This is a genomic window from Lysinibacillus sp. NPDC056959, assembly GCF_042674095.1.
In the GTDB taxonomy this organism is placed as follows: Bacteria; Bacillota; Bacilli; order Bacillales_A; family Planococcaceae; genus Lysinibacillus; species Lysinibacillus zambalensis.
This window is the reverse complement of record NZ_JBHURE010000014.1, coordinates 1-18597: the sequence shown is the minus strand read 5'-3', so window position 1 is coordinate 18597 and position 18597 is coordinate 1. Positions and strand designations below refer to the sequence as shown.

Annotated in this window: 14 protein-coding genes, 18 tRNA genes, 1 rRNA gene and 3 riboswitches; of the genes, 2 read left to right on the top strand and 31 right to left on the bottom strand. The window is 39.1% G+C overall.

Annotated features, from left to right (window positions below; genetic code table 11):
* Positions 1-99 precede the first annotated feature (99 nt).
* Positions 100-201: riboswitch (purine riboswitch) on the bottom strand.
* Positions 202-375: 174 nt separating this feature from the next.
* From ACFTQ7_RS15755 to ACFTQ7_RS15735, 5 genes are all read right to left on the bottom strand, one after another.
* Positions 376-2199 (bottom strand): APC family permease, encoded by a 1824-nt coding sequence (locus ACFTQ7_RS15755; protein ID WP_386829862.1) that lies wholly within the window; start codon positions 2197-2199, stop codon positions 376-378.
* A gap of 180 nt (positions 2200-2379) precedes the next feature.
* A riboswitch (cyclic di-AMP (ydaO/yuaA leader) is annotated at positions 2380-2530 on the bottom strand.
* 191 nt (positions 2531-2721) lie between these two features.
* Positions 2722-3249: a PepSY domain-containing protein gene (locus ACFTQ7_RS15750; protein WP_386829861.1), complete on the bottom strand. Its 528-nt coding sequence runs from the start codon at positions 3247-3249 to the stop codon at positions 2722-2724.
* Positions 3250-3492: 243 nt separating this feature from the next.
* Entirely contained in the window at positions 3493-4164 is a 672-nt protein-coding gene (locus ACFTQ7_RS15745) for a PepSY domain-containing protein (RefSeq protein ID WP_386829860.1), read from the bottom strand.
* On the bottom strand, positions 4161-5456 hold the full coding sequence (locus ACFTQ7_RS15740) for a sensor histidine kinase (protein WP_386829859.1): 1296 nt from the start codon (positions 5454-5456) through the stop codon (positions 4161-4163). The genes ACFTQ7_RS15745 and ACFTQ7_RS15740 overlap by 4 nt, the downstream gene beginning before the upstream one ends.
* On the bottom strand, positions 5446-6141 hold the full coding sequence (locus ACFTQ7_RS15735; protein ID WP_386829858.1) for a response regulator transcription factor: 696 nt from the start codon (positions 6139-6141) through the stop codon (positions 5446-5448). Before ACFTQ7_RS15735 ends, ACFTQ7_RS15740 begins: the two co-directional genes overlap by 11 nt.
* 343 nt (positions 6142-6484) lie before the next feature.
* Here ACFTQ7_RS15735 and ACFTQ7_RS15730 point away from each other — a divergent pair, with 343 nt between their 5' ends.
* A complete protein-coding gene (locus ACFTQ7_RS15730) occupies positions 6485-7750 on the top strand; it encodes an Nramp family divalent metal transporter (protein ID WP_349661629.1) in 1266 nt (421 codons plus the stop codon).
* A 281-nt stretch (positions 7751-8031) separates the two neighbouring features.
* Here the strand turns inward: ACFTQ7_RS15730 and ACFTQ7_RS15725 are convergent, their stop codons facing one another.
* The 6 genes from ACFTQ7_RS15725 to ACFTQ7_RS15700 all read right to left on the bottom strand — a co-directional run bounded on the left by ACFTQ7_RS15725 (position 8032) and on the right by ACFTQ7_RS15700 (position 13731).
* On the bottom strand, positions 8032-8721 hold the full coding sequence (locus ACFTQ7_RS15725; RefSeq protein WP_386829857.1) for an ABC transporter permease: 690 nt from the start codon (positions 8719-8721) through the stop codon (positions 8032-8034).
* Entirely contained in the window at positions 8714-9637 is a 924-nt protein-coding gene (locus ACFTQ7_RS15720) for an ABC transporter ATP-binding protein (RefSeq protein ID WP_386829856.1), read from the bottom strand. The genes ACFTQ7_RS15725 and ACFTQ7_RS15720 overlap by 8 nt, the downstream gene beginning before the upstream one ends.
* 137 nt (positions 9638-9774) lie before the next feature.
* Positions 9775-10710, bottom strand: a complete 936-nt coding sequence (locus ACFTQ7_RS15715) for a sensor histidine kinase (RefSeq protein WP_386829855.1) — start codon at positions 10708-10710, stop codon at positions 9775-9777.
* A gap of 5 nt (positions 10711-10715) precedes the next feature.
* Positions 10716-11408 carry a response regulator transcription factor gene (locus ACFTQ7_RS15710; protein WP_386829854.1) on the bottom strand — a complete coding sequence of 231 codons (693 nt, stop codon included), beginning with the start codon at positions 11406-11408 and terminating at the stop codon, positions 10716-10718.
* A 61-nt stretch (positions 11409-11469) separates the two neighbouring features.
* Positions 11470-12009 carry a serine hydrolase domain-containing protein gene (locus tag ACFTQ7_RS15705; protein ID WP_386829853.1) on the bottom strand — a complete coding sequence of 180 codons (540 nt, stop codon included), beginning with the start codon at positions 12007-12009 and terminating at the stop codon, positions 11470-11472.
* Positions 12010-12270: 261 nt separating this feature from the next.
* Complete coding sequence (locus tag ACFTQ7_RS15700; protein WP_386829852.1) at positions 12271-13731, bottom strand: amino acid permease; 1461 nt, start codon at positions 13729-13731, stop codon at positions 12271-12273.
* 81 nt (positions 13732-13812) lie between these two features.
* A riboswitch (Lysine riboswitch) is annotated at positions 13813-13989 on the bottom strand.
* A 172-nt stretch (positions 13990-14161) separates the two neighbouring features.
* On the opposite strand from ACFTQ7_RS15700, the gene ACFTQ7_RS15695 reads away from it, so the two are divergent.
* Positions 14162-15370: a CynX/NimT family MFS transporter gene (locus ACFTQ7_RS15695; RefSeq protein WP_386829851.1), complete on the top strand. Its 1209-nt coding sequence runs from the start codon at positions 14162-14164 to the stop codon at positions 15368-15370.
* A gap of 79 nt (positions 15371-15449) precedes the next feature.
* Here the strand turns inward: ACFTQ7_RS15695 and ACFTQ7_RS15690 are convergent, their stop codons facing one another.
* From ACFTQ7_RS15690 to rrf, 20 genes are all read right to left on the bottom strand, one after another.
* Positions 15450-16496: a nitric oxide synthase oxygenase gene (locus ACFTQ7_RS15690; RefSeq protein WP_386829850.1), complete on the bottom strand. Its 1047-nt coding sequence runs from the start codon at positions 16494-16496 to the stop codon at positions 15450-15452.
* A 407-nt stretch (positions 16497-16903) separates the two neighbouring features.
* Positions 16904-16975, bottom strand: a tRNA-Glu gene (locus ACFTQ7_RS15685).
* Position 16976: 1 nt separating this feature from the next.
* A tRNA-Asn gene (locus ACFTQ7_RS15680) sits at positions 16977-17053 on the bottom strand.
* Positions 17054-17057: 4 nt separating this feature from the next.
* A tRNA-Ile gene (locus tag ACFTQ7_RS15675) sits at positions 17058-17134 on the bottom strand.
* A gap of 7 nt (positions 17135-17141) precedes the next feature.
* Positions 17142-17215: transfer RNA gene (locus ACFTQ7_RS15670), tRNA-Gly, on the bottom strand.
* A gap of 3 nt (positions 17216-17218) precedes the next feature.
* Positions 17219-17294: transfer RNA gene (locus ACFTQ7_RS15665), tRNA-Phe, on the bottom strand.
* Positions 17295-17304: 10 nt separating this feature from the next.
* Positions 17305-17397 (bottom strand) — tRNA-Ser (locus tag ACFTQ7_RS15660).
* Positions 17398-17409: 12 nt separating this feature from the next.
* Positions 17410-17485 (bottom strand) — tRNA-Ala (locus ACFTQ7_RS15655).
* 13 nt (positions 17486-17498) lie between these two features.
* Positions 17499-17575 (bottom strand) — tRNA-Pro (locus tag ACFTQ7_RS15650).
* A gap of 18 nt (positions 17576-17593) precedes the next feature.
* A tRNA-Arg gene (locus ACFTQ7_RS15645) sits at positions 17594-17670 on the bottom strand.
* Between the two features lie 15 nt (positions 17671-17685).
* Positions 17686-17758, bottom strand: a tRNA-Lys gene (locus ACFTQ7_RS15640).
* A 15-nt stretch (positions 17759-17773) separates the two neighbouring features.
* Positions 17774-17848, bottom strand: a tRNA-Gln gene (locus ACFTQ7_RS15635).
* Positions 17849-17858: 10 nt separating this feature from the next.
* Positions 17859-17934 (bottom strand) — tRNA-His (locus tag ACFTQ7_RS15630).
* A gap of 47 nt (positions 17935-17981) precedes the next feature.
* Positions 17982-18055 (bottom strand) — tRNA-Trp (locus ACFTQ7_RS15625).
* 5 nt (positions 18056-18060) lie between these two features.
* A tRNA-Tyr gene (locus tag ACFTQ7_RS15620) sits at positions 18061-18144 on the bottom strand.
* A gap of 9 nt (positions 18145-18153) precedes the next feature.
* A tRNA-Thr gene (locus tag ACFTQ7_RS15615) sits at positions 18154-18226 on the bottom strand.
* A 13-nt stretch (positions 18227-18239) separates the two neighbouring features.
* Positions 18240-18315 (bottom strand) — tRNA-Asp (locus ACFTQ7_RS15610).
* A gap of 4 nt (positions 18316-18319) precedes the next feature.
* Positions 18320-18394: transfer RNA gene (locus ACFTQ7_RS15605), tRNA-Met, on the bottom strand.
* Between the two features lie 24 nt (positions 18395-18418).
* Positions 18419-18494, bottom strand: a tRNA-Val gene (locus ACFTQ7_RS15600).
* Positions 18495-18504: 10 nt separating this feature from the next.
* Positions 18505-18597 (bottom strand): 5S ribosomal RNA (gene rrf, locus ACFTQ7_RS15595); the annotation flags it as partial.

Genomic DNA, 18597 nt, shown 5'->3' with positions numbered 1-18597 from the left:
CAAAAAAACGCTGAATACTTTGATTCCAGTCATCTACGAGTGGAGCAAGCATTCAGCGTAAAAACGTCGAAACGAATAGAAAACATCTTATATAAAGTCTTCTAAAGCATTGCTACCCATAGTCGATTTTTTTACGGAAAATCGGTAGAGACTTGCGAGCCATATTCTCGCTATTATATGAGTGAAATATTATTCAATTATGCCTTGGCATTATTTCCAAAAATGGCACTTTATTCGGTATGTGCTTGTATCTTACACTGAATAAAGTCTGTTTTTTCGGAATTTACTATTATTTTACTAACTTTCAATTGCAAACGTTCGTGTTTTACAATCAACGTAATGATTATATCAGACAATTTTCGAGCTTGCTAGTCATTATTTTGATAAATGGAAGGGCACAGTCATAATAACGATATTTTTGTGAAATAACAGCGACGTGCGAATTAATAGACTCGATTGATTGTGTAACATATGATGCCATCCTTTTTTTGGTAAAAACTGTGGTATGATGACTGTTACTTGATGGCCTGTTTTCGCACATTGATGTTCAACTTTATCAATAAATTTCATTAACGGCTGCGTAATACTTCGATATGGTGAATAGTATGTGACAAGCCGTACATTTGGCTGCCAAGCTTTCCACTTCTCTTCAAACGCTTTTGCATCCGCTTGATCGAATGCAACATAAAAGGCAATAACTTTATCAACATTTAATGACTGCACGTAATGCAATGTGTTTTCGACTACTTTCGTAATACCAGCGACAGGTACAATGAAGACATTCCCCTCTACATTCGGTAATTCCTCATGATCTAATCTTAGTTGTTCACCAACTGTTTGGTAATGCTGCTTAATCCGGTGAAAAGTCCAAATAATAATTGGTAAAAAGATAAACACTGGCCATACTTGAGGCAATTTTGTCACAAAAAACATCATCGCTACAACGAAGGAAATGACCGCTCCAATCGTATTGATTGAAAATTTACCCACCCAACCTTTTGGCTTTTCACGCCACCATTTTCGCATCATTCCAGCCTGCGCTAAAGTAAACGGAATAAAAACACCAACTGCATAAAGCGGAATCAAATGCTCTGTTGTTCCATCAAATAAAATGATTAAAACAATGGCCGCTAAACCAAGCATTATGATGCCATTTGAATAACCAAGTCGATCCCCACGAATCTGGAATATTCTTGGGATAAAGCCGTCCTTCGATAAATTGACAGCTAATAAAGGAAACGCTGAATAACCCGTATTCGCAGCAAGTACTAATATCATTGCTGTTGTTCCTTGCACTATATAATAAAAGATATGACGACCTACACTTGCCTCGGCAATTTGCGAAACAACCGTTTCTTTCGCATTGGGAGCAACTCCATAAAAATAAGCTAAGCTCACAATACCAATAAATAAAACTGCTAAAATGCCACCCATAGCTAATAATGTTTTAGACGCATTTTTCGGCGCTGGGTCTCTAAAATTAGGAATAGCATTCGAGATTGCTTCAACACCAGTCAAAGCTGAACTTCCGGATGCAAATGCCTTTAATAATATAAATAGACTGATACCTGCAACTGGTGTACCGACCTTTGGATGCAACTCTGCTGAAACTTGACCTGTCATTACGTTAAAAATCCCTACTCCGATTAACACCAGCATCACTACTACAAACAAATAAACGGGATACGCTAAAATGGATGCAGATTCTGTGACACCACGTAGGTTCAAAAGCGTTAAACAGATAACAAAAAACACAGCGATTATCACATTATAGGGATGCAAACTTGGAAAAGCCGAAGTAATGGCATCCGTTCCAGCCGATACACTTACCGCAACTGTTAAAATATAATCGACAAGCAATGACCCACCAGCGACTAGACCAGCATTAACACCTAAATTTTCCCGAGAAACTACATAAGCACCACCACCATGTGGATACGCAAAAATAACCTGACGATACGAGAAAATAAGTGCAGTCAGTAACACAACTACCCCAGCAGCAATCGGTAGAGAGTACCAAAAGGCAACAGTACTTACTGCCATAAGTACGATTAAAATTTGCTCAGGTCCATACGCAACTGATGACAACGCATCGGACGATAGTATGGCTAGTGCTTTTGTTTTACTAAGCTTTTGTTCTCCTAACGCTTCAGATCTCAATGGTTTACCGATAATATAACGCTTTAATGAGGATTTCATATTCAACACCTTCTAGTTTCATAGAATGTGTTTCGCATTTCTAAATCGATTACACTTTAGCATAATCGGTTTTGTGCCGTTCACTGGGGCCTTGTTTCATTTTTAGAATGAAGACAAAAAAAGCCTACAAGTCATCACTAAACAAGACTTGTAGACGCTCATTCGTCTGCCAAGCTCCACTTTTCTGCTCTTAACGCTTACGAGGTTAGCTGTCGGATTCGGGCCTGAGTAGCCCTACCCTTCAAAAATGAAGAGATTCACCCCAAGGATTACTTATGTAATCCGTAAAAATTGGTTCCCCCGCGTCTAATTGCTTCAGCGATTTAGAAATTTGAAACTTTTATAATGATGTCATATTACGCCTGTAATTAAAAAAAGTAAAGAAGAAAATATTTCATTGTTAGGTGGTAAAAACATAGACATATCGATAGTTTAATTACCTACATTGTGCCGCTCGTAATATCAATAACATAAAAAGCTATCTTAAAAGTATTCCTCTACTTTTAAGATAGCTTTAGCATATTAGTCTTCCTTATCTTGTTCGAAGCTTACAATTTCTCCTGTAGATGCATCAACATCAACTTCGTATTCATACTGACCATTTTTAATTTCGATTTCATAAATACCATCATCAAGCTTAATTGTAGTCACTGTGCCATTTGCTTTCGTTAATGCCTTTTCAATAGCCTGCTCTTTTGTGATTTTAGTTGTTGGAGTGGCAGCAGTTACATGAACATCCAGATCATCGTCATCTCGACGTTCCTTCTTTTGCTTTAGCAGCTTCCCTGTATAGGCATCAAATTTCAAGTCATATTCTCCTGTATCTGTATGAACTTCTACCTCATAGACAGAACGATAACGATTCTGGTCTAACTCAATATCAGCTACCGTTCCATTGACAACCGCTAGCGCCTTTTTCTCAATTTCCTGCATTGTTACGATCTTCTTCTCTTGAGCATTACCTGTTAATAATGTTGTTGAGCCAATAACAGCACCAACACCAAGTGCACCGACTAACGCTGGGATTAAAATCATTTTTTTCATGTTCATATGTCCACCTCTCCTTTGTTTTATTCCGCACATAACTGGCAGTAAGATCCAGTAAATGTCCGGTTGGTTCAGAGCAACAGATGTTGGTCACACAAGCTGCACCATGGTGTAATAGCTTGTGTTCCCCTTATCTTCGAAGATGAAGAAAGCCCCTCTGAACGAAGTTTCGCTTTAACTATTTTTAGTTTATCAAGCAAAGATGAAAGGACGATAAGAGAAACATTAGAATTTCATGAGAAGGCCTTAATGATCGTCATCCCAAGTAACGGACATAACTTTTCCTGAGACTGCATGTATTTGAAAAACAGCTTCGTCATCTTTCGTTTCAATTTCAACTAAATAGTAGCCACCATCCGCTGTTTCCTCATAATCAACTGAATCCACTTCTCCATTTAGTTGTTGGAGGGCAATCTTTATTGCTTGCGGTTCAGAAATAATTTTTTCTTCTTCAGGTCGCTCAATTGGTTGAACATTTTTTTCAGATAACACCTCACCTGTAAAAGCATCGAGGGCCAACTCTTTTTGCCTATCCTCTTTTTCAACTCTTACGGTGTAAACACGGTCTGTTAACTTAACACTTTCTACACGCCCATATTCTTTTTTAACAAATTGACGTATTTGCGATTCTGTTAACAATAATTTACTTTCTGCCTCCATCAGTTTTAACGCTTTAATTTGTTGAGTAGTAGGATTTAGTATCGCTGTGTAAGTGGCTCTATCTCGCGTAAATATTATTTCATAGCCGTTTCCTTGCTTTTTAGCCTTTGTTACATGACCGTTGTAGATTGTTTCAATATGGTCAATGGCCTCTGCTTCACTTAGAGGCTCGGCATGAAAAAAGCGATTTTGAGCATACCATAGTGTTACACTCCAAAGAATGATGATGGCAACAATTATCGATAGCCATTTTTTCATTGTTGCCCCTCCTTTGGTACTCGTAATGTAAAGCTTGAGCCCTCACCAAGTGTACTTTCAACATCGATCGTAATGCCTAATTGCCCTGCAAGCTCATGAGCAATAGCCAACCCTAAGCCAGACCCTCCAGTTTTACGATTACGGTCCTCATTCACACGATAAAAACGTTCAAATAAATGGGTAATATGCTCATTTGGAATCCCCGCTCCAAAATCTTGAATCGTAATAAGAACATGAGTGGTAGTTTCTTTAGCGTGTATGAGGACTTCATCCTCACTATATTTACGGGCATTATCAAGTAAAATGAACAGCAGTTGCCTCAACATTTTTTCGTCACTATAAATAGCATTTGGCATTTTATCCTCGACAATGAATGAGCGATGATAAGCTTGTTGCATTTGTAAAGCAATCTTCTTTAAAAAGGGGTCAAGCTCTATCTGCATGCAATGTACTTCAAAATGCTCGTTATTTTTGGCTAGCTCAAGTAATTGCAACACCATTTCATGCATGCGCGCTGATTCATTTACAATGGCTTGTAGTGATTCCTGTGCTACCTCTTTATTTTCAAAGCCTCTACGTACTAGCAATTTTGCATAGCTTTCAATTACTGTAATGGGCGTTTTTAATTCATGGGAAGCATTCGATACAAATTGCTGTTGCTTTTGATAATGCTGCTCAAGCTTCTCCATCATCATGTTAAAAGTACGATGAATGTTTGTTAACTCGTCCCCACCCTGATCGGGTATTTCAATTTTTTCATACTTACCCGTCGTAGCACTTTTAAGCATCGTTTCATTTAAACGATCGAGTGGCAATAAAATAAGGCGACCGAGCGCTAAACTCGCTAAAAATATAGGTATTGTCGCAACGATTGATACGACCACCAATATCGCTTTTAGCAAACCTAATGTGCTCGCCACTTCTTCCATTGACTGTTTTAATTTTATTTGGACAACGGTTCCGTCCATCCAAATAGCCGGCATTGTAAAGGTAATGTACGGAACATCAGGCATCTCTAGCGTAGCCTGAACTTTCATTTTTAAGTTCTGTCCATCATCAATATAGACTGCGCCATCTGTTGGCATATAAGCTCTTAAGACTTGCTGTAAGTCGGTTTGCTCGTTTAACTGACTTAATGTCGAGCTTAGTTCATTTGCTCGTGCTTGGAGCTGTTTATATTCGGTATGATAAGCAAACTTCTCATACAAAAAGTAAATACCACTATTTGTAGCTACTAATAAAACGAGCATTAATAATGTTGTTAGCAGATGAATTTTTGTTTTAAGTCTCATGTTTGTGCTCCTTTAGCACATACCCTACACCACGCACCGTTTGGATAATTGGTGTATCGTTAGCAGCTTCAAGCTTTTGTCGTACATAGCGGATATAAACATCCACAACATTCGTATCACCGTAATAGTCATAACCCCATACAGCCTCTAAAATTTGCTCCCTAGCCAGTACTTGCTTTGGATGCTTTAGTAAATATAAAAGCAACTCATATTCACGGGGTGTCAATTGAAGTTCTTTTCCATAATAAATTACCTCGCGTGTCTGTTCATTAATAGACAATTGCCCAAATGTCTGCTCGGCTTGTTGTAGATTTCCTTTTTGAGAGAATCTTAAAGCAGTCCGAATGCGAGCAAGTAATTCTTCAATATCAAACGGCTTCGTTATATAATCATTTGCTCCAAGATCCAGACCCTTTACCTTATCTTCCACTTCACTCTTTGCAGTTAGCATAATTACAGGTGTCTGTGATTCTGTTGCACGAATCCGTTTTAGTACATCAATCCCGCTCATCTCGGGTAACATCACATCCAGTAAGATTAAATCCCATTGTTGCTCACGATATTTAAGCAAACCATCTGTCCCTGTATGTGCCATATCAGCTTTATAACCCTCAAATTGAAGCTCTAACTGTAGAACTCTTGCGATATTCTCTTCATCCTCTATTATTAAAATTCGATTGGTCATGTCGAATCAGTCCTCATCATTTTCTTTTCATCGTAAACGATACTAAGGGTGGAAGTCTAATTAGAAAATGATGAGAAGAACAATAAATTAAGCTCGACAACAAACACGATCTCAGCACAGCAGTCTTCCAAGTTTAAAAATCCACATCCTAAAACCATGTCGAGTACACATTTTTTAATACTCCATATTTAATTTGTGCATACTTTAACTACATTACTGAGCAAAAAATAATAATGGGCAAAAATCTTCACATTTTTTTCCTAAAGCTATAGAATAGTAGTATATCGTTTTCCTCTAGGAAACTTTATTTCATTGATGATACTTTTTGAAATGAGGGAACAACATGGTTTACAAACGAATGACAAAATCGTCTGCTGAGGCAGTTTTAGATGGAGATATAACAGGTTGGCGACGAATCTTACCGTTTCTTGGTCCAGCCTTCATCGCAGCAGTTGCCTATATTGATCCAGGCAACTTCGCAACAAATATTACAGCAGGTTCACAATATGGCTATTTATTGCTTTGGGTAATCGCTTTTTCTAATTTAATGGCAGTGTTAATTCAATCCTTGTCAGCAAAGCTTGGTATTGCTACAGGTAAAAATTTACCCGAAGTATCACGTGAACATTTTTCTAAAAAAACGTCTATCTTTTTATGGATCCAGGCTGAATTGGTCATTATTGCAACAGACCTTGCAGAATTTATTGGTGCTGCATTAGGGCTATACTTGTTATTCAATATTCCAATGCTGCCTGCAGCGCTTATTACAGCAGTTGGCTCATTTGCTATTTTAGAATTGCAACGCAGAGGCTTTAGAGCATTTGAAGCAGGCATTTCTGGCATGGTGCTTATCGTCGTATTAGCATTTGCATTCCAAACATTTTTAGCACAGCCAAATTGGGGCGAAGCAACAATGGGCATGTTCACACCGCGCTTTGAGGGCGTAGATTCTATTTTACTCGCAACGGGTATTTTAGGGGCAACTGTCATGCCACACGCTATTTACTTGCATTCTTCGTTAACCCAAAATCGCATCGTTGGCCGAAATGATAAAGAGAAGAAACGGATTTTCCGTTTTGAGTTTATTGATATTATTATCGCGATGATTATTGCCGGTGCCATCAATATGAGTATGCTTGTTATTGCTGCGGCAGTATTCCATACACAAGGCGTAGTAGTTGAAGATTTAGATATCGCTTATAACGGTTTAAAAGAGGCGCTTGGTCCAATGGCGGCAGTGTCCTTTGGTCTTGGCCTTCTCATTGCAGGTCTTGCTAGTTCTTCAGTCGGTACACTTGCAGGTGACGTTGTGATGCAGGGCTTTATTAGAAAAAAAATACCGCTCTATTTACGCCGAGCTGTTACAATGTTACCGCCTCTAGTCATCATTGCATCCGGTGTGAATGCGACTTATGCGCTTGTCCTAAGTCAGGTTATTCTATCCTTTGGTATCGCATTTGCTCTTGTACCACTTGTACTGTTTACAAGTAAGCGTGACATCATGGGAAGCCTAGTCAACCATCGTATTACAACTATATTAGGATGGATCGTCGTGGTGATTGTAGTTACTTTAAATGTTTATTTATTATGGCAAACAATATTTGGTTAAAAAAATGCCCGCCACAAAACCTCAAATTTGATTTTGTGGCGGGCATTTCTACATGTAAAAGACTTACTCCATTACGTGTGATTGATTTCCGTTCCGACTGGGCGCTTTCCTGGGGGCGTCGGGGCGGTCACGAAGGCGTTATCACAGGATGTGATGCTTTTATCCTTCGTTCCTCTATCGCTAATCCCCAAGGAGTCGCCCAGTCGTAAAGAAGATCAACTAATATATGGCATACGTTTCAACAATTTTCACACCTACTACAATGCGCTATTTTTTTACCCTTAAATATCTATCTTCTCAATGTTCCGAAATGATAAGTAGGCCACGCTTATACCGATAATCGCTAAAGTGATAGGTATAAAAATAATATCATACAAGGTGAAGCTACCCGAATTTGATGATACGACTGATACAATTAATATAGATGATACAATCGTTGCCGGAATAGAGTATTTTCTCATACCGAAATACAATGGTATTAAAGCGATGCATGATGCTGAAACTGCATTCATGATCACAGCGGGAATTCGTTGTATGACGATAGATACCGATAACGTATCTGGGAGCAATTGAAAACTCTCACTAACAGCACAAAAAATGGCTGTGACAAATATAGTTGATAAAACAATTGCACTAAAGGTAAAAAGAACAACTATGGCTAGCTTTGAAGCAATTAGTTTTTTTCTATTGATCGGGTACATAAAGGCTACAGTGATCGTTTTATATTTAAATTCTCCAATAATAAACTTGGCGATTAACACACTAGCAAAAATAATAAATACTGCTCTTACAAATGAATCTATCATGCCTAATGCCGTCTGATAAGTTCTAAAATCTACATCACCTTCTACTTTAGTGATAAATATAAGCATAAATATAACAGCTAGTATTACAAAATTTGCGAAGACAGCTCGTTTTATATATGAACCAATATGATATTTTTTCATTTCTAAATGCATTAAATTAAGCACTAGTGACACCTCCATTGATTAACTTCAAGAAATAATCCTCTAATGAGCTTGTTTTTTTGCTAATGCCCTCAATTTCAAGATCATGCTCAATCAATGTTTTAGATAGCACCTTTTGCGAAGCCGTCAATTCATAAATTCGAATACAATTGTCATCCACTAGTTTGAAATTAGTAATATTTAATTTACTTTCTAAAATAAAGGCAGCCTTTTTCCCATCATTAACAATCAATTCTATATAATTTGACTGACTACGATTGACAGCGTCCATAGATACTTCCTTCATTAATCTCCCATCCTTAATAACTCCAACTGTATCTGCCAACTGTTCAATTTCACCCAAAATGTGGCTAGAAATCATAATTGTAATGCCATACTCTTTACAAAGCATCTTGAATAACTCTCGAAGCTCTTTAATGCCGACTGGATCTAGCCCATTAATCGGTTCATCTAAAATAAGTAGTTCCGGCTTCGTAATAATTGCACGTGCAATACCCAGGCGTTGTTTCATTCCAAGGGAAAAGTCTTTTACACGTTTATTTTCCGTGTTTGTTAGTTTTACTAAATCTAGAACATGCGCAATTTCTTTCTTGTCATAATAGCCCATATATTCGCAATGTAATTCTAAAGTTTCCTTTGCCGTTAAATTTTCATAAAAAATTGGGTATTCAATAATCGTCCCCATCCTTTTCAGCACTTCGTATGAGCGGTCATTTAATTTCTCACCAAAGATTTCAATATCTCCACTCATTGGCTTCGTAAGATTTGTCAGCATTTTCATGACTGTCGTTTTTCCGGCACCATTAGGACCTAAAAAACCGTAGATCTCTCCTTTTTTCACATGCATAGTAACAGCAGAAACGACTTCTTTCCCCTCAAACACTTTCGTAAGCTGATTTGTCTTCACAATATATGTCATGTAAATCTCTCCCTTACATTTAACTATCCTTATTATAAAAAATGAAACTCTCTAATTTATTAATGGATTCTTACAAATTTCTTAAGCGCAGAAGAAAAGCCTGTAAAGCATTTTAAATGCTCTACAAGCACGGTTGTTCAATACATCATTCGTTTTAGTGAAATCGTAAAAATGGTCTTCTCATATGGGATACTGGAAAGCTGGATGGAGCCATCCATTAATTCTACAAGACGTTTTGTAATCGTTAAGCCAAGTCCACTCCCTTGGAAGGATTTATTTCTAGAATCCTCAAGCGTATACATTCTTTCAAAAACATTATCGATATGATATTCGTCAATCCCTTTACCATGATCCCATACATCAATACAAATATTCGTATCATCAGTTCTTACTGTGAGTCCAAGGATGTTTCCTGCCGCCCCATAGGCAATCGCATTTGACAATAAATTATTCAAAACTCTATCTAATGCTTCCTCATTACCAAGTGCATATACAGATATCTCCGGTATTGTTATATCAATCTCTAACCCCAATGACATGACCATATCGTAAAATGATAAAATGTTTTTCCGGCAAATTTCACTTACGTTAATTTTCGTCATTGGGTAATCTGTATCTCCAGCCTCCAATTTTGCCAAATCAAAAAATGTATGGATTATTTTTAATACGTCCAATGTTTTCGAATGAACGCCAGTGAGCAAGCGCTGCCGCTCCTCGTCACTAAGTGATGGCTGTAGCTGCAGCATTTCCGTATAACCTAGCACAACAGTTAAAGGTGTTTTAAGATCATGCGAAATATTGGCCAACATTTTTTTCATAGACTCTTCCATTTTCAGATGTGTTGCTTGCACTTTTTGGTTGTGGTCTAACAATGCATTCATCGCGATTAGTAGCTGCTGTAATTCTTGATTACCTGTCGATACTAAAATCTTTTCGTTCGATTGTTCATCAATGATTGTTTGCAGCTTTTTATGCATGTATTGAATCTCATCATCTTGTTGTTGCTTTGCCTTCATCTGAAAAATAATAATTCCTACGAGTAATACAATAATTAGCAATAGACATATAATCATGATGTTTACCCTTCAAATTTGTAGCCGATCCCCCAAAGCGTTTTAATATACTTTGGGTTGGACGGATCGTCTTCAATTTTTTCTCGTAATCTTCTTATATGTACATTAATAATATTTTCATCTCCATAGTAAGCATCATTCCAAATCAATTGATAAATTTGCTGCTTCGTAAAAACTCGATTACGATTTGTCACGAATAGCGTTAAAATAGCAAATTCCTTTGACGTGAGCTTTACATTTTGTCCATTCTTCTCAACCGAAAAATTAACAAGGTCTATCAATAAGTTGTCTATCTCTACTATATCTGCCTTATCCACTACTTGACCGGAGTATTTTGTAGCTCTTCTAATTGCGGCTTTGACACGTGCCGAAAACTCCAGCATCGAAAACGGCTTGGCAATATAATCATCTGCCCCTAATCCTAACCCTAATGCTTTATCAACATCACTATCCTTCGCTGACATGATGATAATTGGAAGTGATGCTTGCTCTCGTATAATCTTTAAAACTTCTAATCCATTAAGCTTCGGTATCATAATATCCAAGATTACTAAATCAAAGGGATTGTTTAAACAATTTTGTACTGCTTCTTCTCCATTTACTGCAGAGGTGACAAGGAATCCCTCCATCGTTAAATAGCTTTCTACCATTTCACGAATGGCTTCATCATCTTCTACTAGTAAAATGTGCTTTTGCACTTCCATGCACCTCTATTCTAAAATGTAAAAATTTCATTTTATTGGCTCATCATCCTAACGATTATCTCAAGATGTGATCCTTTATTAATTGAAGCGGTAATAAACTAGTTTCATACAAATCACCTGTGATAGTAATAACTAGTTCTTCCTTTGGCCAAATAAAAATATATTGCCCCCCAAAGCCTAATGCAAAGAAATATTGATTATCTTCCGAAAAAGCTTTAGTTACATTCTGTTTATTTACCCACCAATGCATCCCGTAATAACCGATTTTTTCATAAGTCATTAAATTCGGCTTTATCGAATGGTTAATCCAATCCTCTGAAACTATCCTTTTCTCTTTATATACGCCTTTCTTTAAAACTAAGAGCCCCACTTTCATCATATCTTCTGCCTTTAATAAAAGACCATCTGCCCCTTTACTAATTTTCTTCTTATCCTCGTACCACTGATATTCTTGAATACCTAATGGTTGAAATTTGTCCTCACCTATTAAGCTTTTACGTACAGCTATTTCTACTGAATGAAGATAAACGATATACGTTTCAACAAATGACATAACCAAAATTTGGTGGTTATTCATTCTAAAACAGTTTACCATATTAAGGTTGGGCACCAAAAATGGAGGGACGGTCTGAAAAGCTAAAGTCCACTTTTATTTTCTCCAGTAATTTTATCTGAAGATCCTAAAATATAAAAATGGATCAATGATTACTATTATGGGGATGCGGGGGTTTGGGGCTTAAAGGATTTAATTTTTCTCTGACAAGATTGTATGTTTGAGCTTGCCAATTCATTTTTCAACTAAAAAAAACTGCCCTGCAAGCCATTTTCTATGGCTCACAGGACAGTTTATTATTTATTAATCTACTTTTAAATCACATTGCTCAAGTGGAAGCATTTTTGTTTTATGCTTAATTTTATAGCCAAGCCATAACAGTAAGAACAGTGGAATACCGATATACGAGACAAGGACTCCGTACCAATCTACTGAACCACCCATAAATGCACTGTAGTTTTGTCCAATAACAACAATCATACAAACCGTAAAGGCAAATAGCGGACCGAATGGGAATAATTTTGCTTTATACGGCAACAATTTCGGATCTAAGCCCTGTACGTCGAACGCTCGACGGAAACGGTAATGGCTAAATGCAATTCCTAGCCAAGCAATGAAGCCTGACATCCCAGAGGCATTTAGAAGCCACATGTAGACCACACCATCACCAAAGAATGAAGCTAAAAATGCTAGAGAGCCTACAGCTAAAGTCGCCAGTAATGCGTAAATTGGAATACCTCGACGGCTTAGTTTAGCGAAAAATTTAGGTGCATGTCCATCTACCGCTAATTGCCAAAGCATACGAGAAGATGCGTACAGCCCTGAATTCCCTGCTGACAGCATTGCCGTTAGAATAATAGCATTCATCAATGATGCAGCAAAGGCAATTCCTAAACGGTCGAACACCAGTGTAAACGGTGAAACAGCGATATCTTCAGATAGCAAACGTGCGTCTGTAAACGGAATCAACAGACCAATTGCACCGATCGCTAAAATATAGAATAAAAGAATTCGCCAGAAAACGGACTTAACAGCTTTCGGAATATTTTTACCAGGATCATCTGTTTCACCCGCTGTTATTCCAAGTAATTCTGTTCCTTGGAACGAGAATCCCGCAGCTAAGAAAATACCAAATGTAGCAAGGAAACCACCGTGGAATGGTCCATCACTAATAAAGAAATTCGTAAAGCCTACCGGAGCATTTCCTCCTAAAATACCAAATATCATTAAGAAACTGATGATAATAAAAATGATTACAGTTACAACCTTTATCATGGCAAACCAATATTCACTTTCACCATAGCTTTTTACCGATAATAGATTGAACGTTAAAACGACAGCAATAAATAAAACAGTCCAAAGTGCTGAAGAGCTATCTGGAAACCAATATTTCATAATCAATGATACAGCTGAAATTTCTGCCGCAATTGTAATTGCCCAGTTGTACCAATAGTTCCAACCAAGTGCAAAGCCTAGAGCTGGATCCACAAATTTTGTAGCATACGTACTAAATGAGCCCGATGATGGCATATAGGCTGCCATTTCGCCTAAGCTCGTCATTAAAAAATAAACCATGATACCGATTAATGCATAAGCAAGAAGCGCACCGCCAGGGCCTGCCTGTGCAATGGCACCACCACTAGCTAAAAACAATCCTGTACCGATTGTACCGCCTAATGAAATCATTGTAATGTGACGGCTTTTTAATTCTTTTTTCAACTTTGGCGCTTTATGGCCGAGCTGATTGACTTTTATTTCACTCACAATTTAGCTTCCTTCCTTTTAAGAGGCGAAAAAAATGCCATCACATGAACGGCAGTGATGGCTAAGAATCCTCTGTTCTTTCAAAATGATAGCTCAACACGTTGTCCAAACGTGACAGTTCTGTTCCTTTCGGAGACAGCCCCAGCATGAGGTTTTCAAGTCCCCTCACACTTCGGCAGTATTTCCTTTCAACTAATATCTTAAATGCTTGTCATTTCCATTAGCATACTCTTAAATACCGCGACCTCTACCTCAATATAAACATGAGGCATATTATTAAATTTATGATGAATATTATTCTAACATATGACATATGGCATTTCAACAACTCGAGTAACATTCTATATTTTGTGAATTTTCAACTATTTTTATTATTGTGATAAAGTGGTATAGTGGTTCAATCATAATTGTTCTAACAGGGGGGATTTATTTGACTACTCATGAACATACCGATACTTATCCTAGCAGGAAAATTAACTGGAAAGGTACAACCTTATTACTAGTGATCGGCGTAATTTGTATTGGCTCGACATTACGGATGCCACTAACAGTTGTTGGACCTATTATTTCCTTTATCCGAGAAGACCTCGGCATATCCTATGCATTAGCGGGCTTTCTAACAACAATCCCATTGCTAGCTTTTGCAATTATCTCACCTTTTGTACCAATTGTCGCACGTAAAATAGGGCTAGAACTAACATTATTTTTATCGACTATTCTTTTGGCATTAGGGATTGTACTACGCTCCCTCGGCACAACTAGTTTACTCGTATTTGGCACTGCGCTAATTGGTATAGCCATTTCATTCGGTAACGTACTTATTCCAGGATTACTTAAATTGAAGTTTCCTTATCACGTAGGTTTGCTTATGGCATTTTTCACAATGTCGATGAATTTGACAGCTGGGCTTGGCGCTGGCATTAGCTATCCTGTTGCCCATTCATCCATTGGCTGGCAAGGTGCTCTGGCAGTCGCACTTGTTCTTGTGGCGTTAACCATTTTAATTTGGATTCCACAGTTGAAATTTAATAAGCCAGAGCCTAATGTTAAAACTACGAAAGAACGTACACCTTTATGGAAATCACCTGTTACTTGGGCAGTAGCGGGAGCTATGGGATTTCAGTCGTTATTATTCTATACAACCGCTGCTTGGATTCCTGAAATATATATAGCACAAGGATTAGCTGCAGATCGTGCAGGATGGATGTTTTCCATCATGCAATTTTCACAAGTCCCAATGGCCTTAGCTGTCCCTATTATTGCTAGTAAAATGACATCTCAACGACCTCTCGTATTCATGTTTACGGCATTTTACTTAATTGGCTTTATCGGACTAGTAATGGAATGGACGAACCTCGCTATACTTTGGATGGTACTACTAGGCTTAGCCGGAGGAGCTTCATTCTCATTAGCGATGATGTTCTTTACATTACGTACCCGTACCGCTTTTGAGGCAGCTGATTTATCAGGTTTTGCACAATCATTAGGATATTTATTAGCCGCAATCGGTCCAATTTTATTTGGTTATTTACATGATATATTTGGTGGCTGGGATATCACTGGTTGGTTATTTGTTGTCGTAGCATTCATACTCTTCTTATGTTCATTTAGAGCTTCTAAAAATGAATATGTAAATTAAAAAAGGTAGCTCATAATCTTATTTCAGCGAGTGTTTGGACACTCGCTGAAATAAAGTTAACGTGAGCTGCCTTTCTCTATTAATAAGGTGGTTTCTGATAAAAATAGTTCGGTGTATTGTAAACATTAACATAAGGCTTGTGATAAATATGGGTTGTAGCTGGTGAAAGAGGTGGAATCAACCATGTCCAATTGCCTGTCACCTCGCGATTTGCTGCTGCTTCTGCTTCCTCAAACAATTTAAATTGTTGTGCAGCTGTATGATGATCTACAATGCTCACACCATCTTCTTTAAAAGAATGTAGAACGGCCATATTCAGCTCAACTAATGCTCGGTCACGCCATAGAGAAGCCTGTTTAGTTGTATCAAGGTTAAAAATTTCTGCTATAGCGGGTAGCATATTATAGCGATCATGATCTGCTAAATTACGTGCCCCAATTTCTGTACCCATATACCAACCATTGAATGGAGCTGCCTCAAAGTCGATACCTGCCATTTGGAAGCGCATGCTCGAAATAATCGGCACTGCATACCATTTTAATCCTAGTTTTTCTACTTGAGAAGATTCTGGGTGGCGAATCGGTACCTCTAGTACATATTCGTCAGGGATTATAAACACTTGTGGCTCTCTATCATCCACCTGTACGACAAGCGGAAGCACATCAAATGCTGTTCTCTCACCCTGCCAGCCAAGTGATTCACATACTTTTGTAAACGCAACGGAATGCAGATCACCAACGATTCCAGATTCCGTTTCATAGCCAGCATAGCGAATTAGCTGATGATTCCATATACGTACTCGCCCTGGTGCAAAAATCGTTATTGTCGGACGAATTTTCCCATCATTTGTTGCGTATTGAATATGTTTAAGCAAAGTGTTGAAGATATCCTCTTCATGTGAAAGATCACGGGCATCAACAACATGCAGCGATTGCCAAAACAATCGACCAATACATTTATTACTATTACGCCACGCCACTCGTGCACCAAAGATTAGTTCTTCCGTTGTCGGTATATATTCTCCAGTTGTTTTAATATACTGTAATTTATTTTCTAGCCATGTTTTTGACTCGTCTTGCTCTACTTGATAAAGTTCTAAAAATCGTTGTACTTCATGTAAATTCATATCGAACTCCTCCATCTACCCTCATATTAGAGGAATGGAACTATTATCACCACGAAAAAATCTGCAAAAAAACATACATATTTTATATATGAAATACTTTGTTCAATATTTCTTATCATTTTTTGGGATTAGGGAAAAGATAGACACCTTCGCTTCAAGTGCTATTATGAGAATTTCAGGGGATTATAAAGGACAAAGCCTTTTTGTATGTAGAAATTGGTTATACAAGAGATATCTTCAGTTGCAAAACCGATTTTTTTTATCATGATTAAGCCCTTCGCAATACTTAGGAATAGACGTTATAACACGGCTATTCGAAATAAAACTTCCTTAACACAAAGGGTGATCCTTTTTAGCTTTTAATTGGCATAAAAAAAGCATGTTACACGAATGTGCAACATGCTTGATGACCCCTACGGGATTCGAACCCGTGTTACCGCCGTGAAAGGGCGGTGTCTTAACCACTTGACCAAGGGGCCGTGGCTCCGAAGGCAGGACTCGAACCTGCGACAACCTGATTAACAGTCAGGTGCTACTACCAACTGAGCTACTTCGGAATAATGGTGGGCCTAAATGGACTCGAACCATCGACCTCACGCTTATCAGGCGTGCGCTCTAACCAGCTGAGCTATAGGCCCATTATTTTGGAGCGGGTGATGAGAATCGAACTCACGACATCAGCTTGGAAGGCTGAGGTTTTACCATTAAACTACACCCGCAGATGGTGGGTCAGGACGGAATCGAACCGCCGACACTTAGAGCTTCAATCTAATGCTCTACCAACTGAGCTACTGACCCGAAAAAAATATGGAGGAGGTAGAGGGATTCGAACCCCCGCGCGGTGTTACCCGCCTGTCGGTTTTCAAGACCGATCCCTTCAGCCAGACTTGGGTATACCTCCGTAATATATAAATGGTGGAGCCTAGCGGGATCGAACCGCTGACCTCCTGCGTGCAAGGCAGGCGCTCTCCCAGCTGAGCTAAGGCCCCTTGTTAGGAAAGATGGTCGGAATGACAGGATTCGAACCTACGACCCCTTGGTCCCAAACCAAGTGCTCTACCAAGCTGAGCTACATTCCGATACTATTAGGCTTTATTTGGCGCGCCCGACAGGAGTCGAACCCATAACCTTCTGATCCGTAGTCAGACGCTCTATCCAATTGAGCTACGGGCGCATTTATAAAAACTGATGAGCCATGAAGGACTCGAACCTTCGACCCTCTGATTAAAAGTCAGATGCTCTACCAACTGAGCTAATGGCTCCTATTAAAAAATGAATGGCTGGGGTACTAGGATTCGAACCTAGGCATGACGGAATCAAAATCCGTTGCCTTACCGCTTGGCTATACCCCAATTATTAAAATGGGGCGACTGATGGGAATCGAACCCACGAATGCCGGAACCACAATCCGGTGCGTTAACCACTTCGCCACAATCGCCACTATATATAATCACAGTAGTGTTTGATAACGAGTACCTAGAAACCTGGCAGGGGCAGTAGGAATCGAACCCACACCAAAGGTTTTGGAGACCTCTATTCTACCGTTGAACTATGCCCCTAAAAATGGTGGAGGGGGACGGATTCGAACCGCCGAACCCTAAGGAGCGGATTTACAGTCCGCCGCGTTTAGCCTCTTCGCTACCCCTCCGAGGGATGATGCCGGCGATAGGAGTCGAACCCACGACCTACTGATTACAAGTCAGTTGCTCTACCAACTGAGCTACACCGGCAAAAAAAAAAAAATGGCGGTCCCGACCGGGATCGAACCGGCGATCTCCTGCGTGACAGGCAGGCATGTTAACCGCTACACCACGGGACCATTTTGGTTGCGGGGGCCGGATTTGAACCAACGACCTTCGGGTTATGAGCCCGACGAGCTACCACTGCTCCACCCCGCGATAATAGAGTGCTTGATTAAAAAATGGTGGAGGATGACGGGCTCGAACCGCCGACCCCCTGCTTGTAAGGCAGGTGCTCTCCCAGCTGAGCTAATCCTCCTGGGTATAATGCCTAGCGACGTCCTACTCTCACAGGGGGAAGCCCCCAACTACCATCGGCGCTAAAGAGCTTAACTTCCGTGTTCGGTATGGGAACGGGTGTG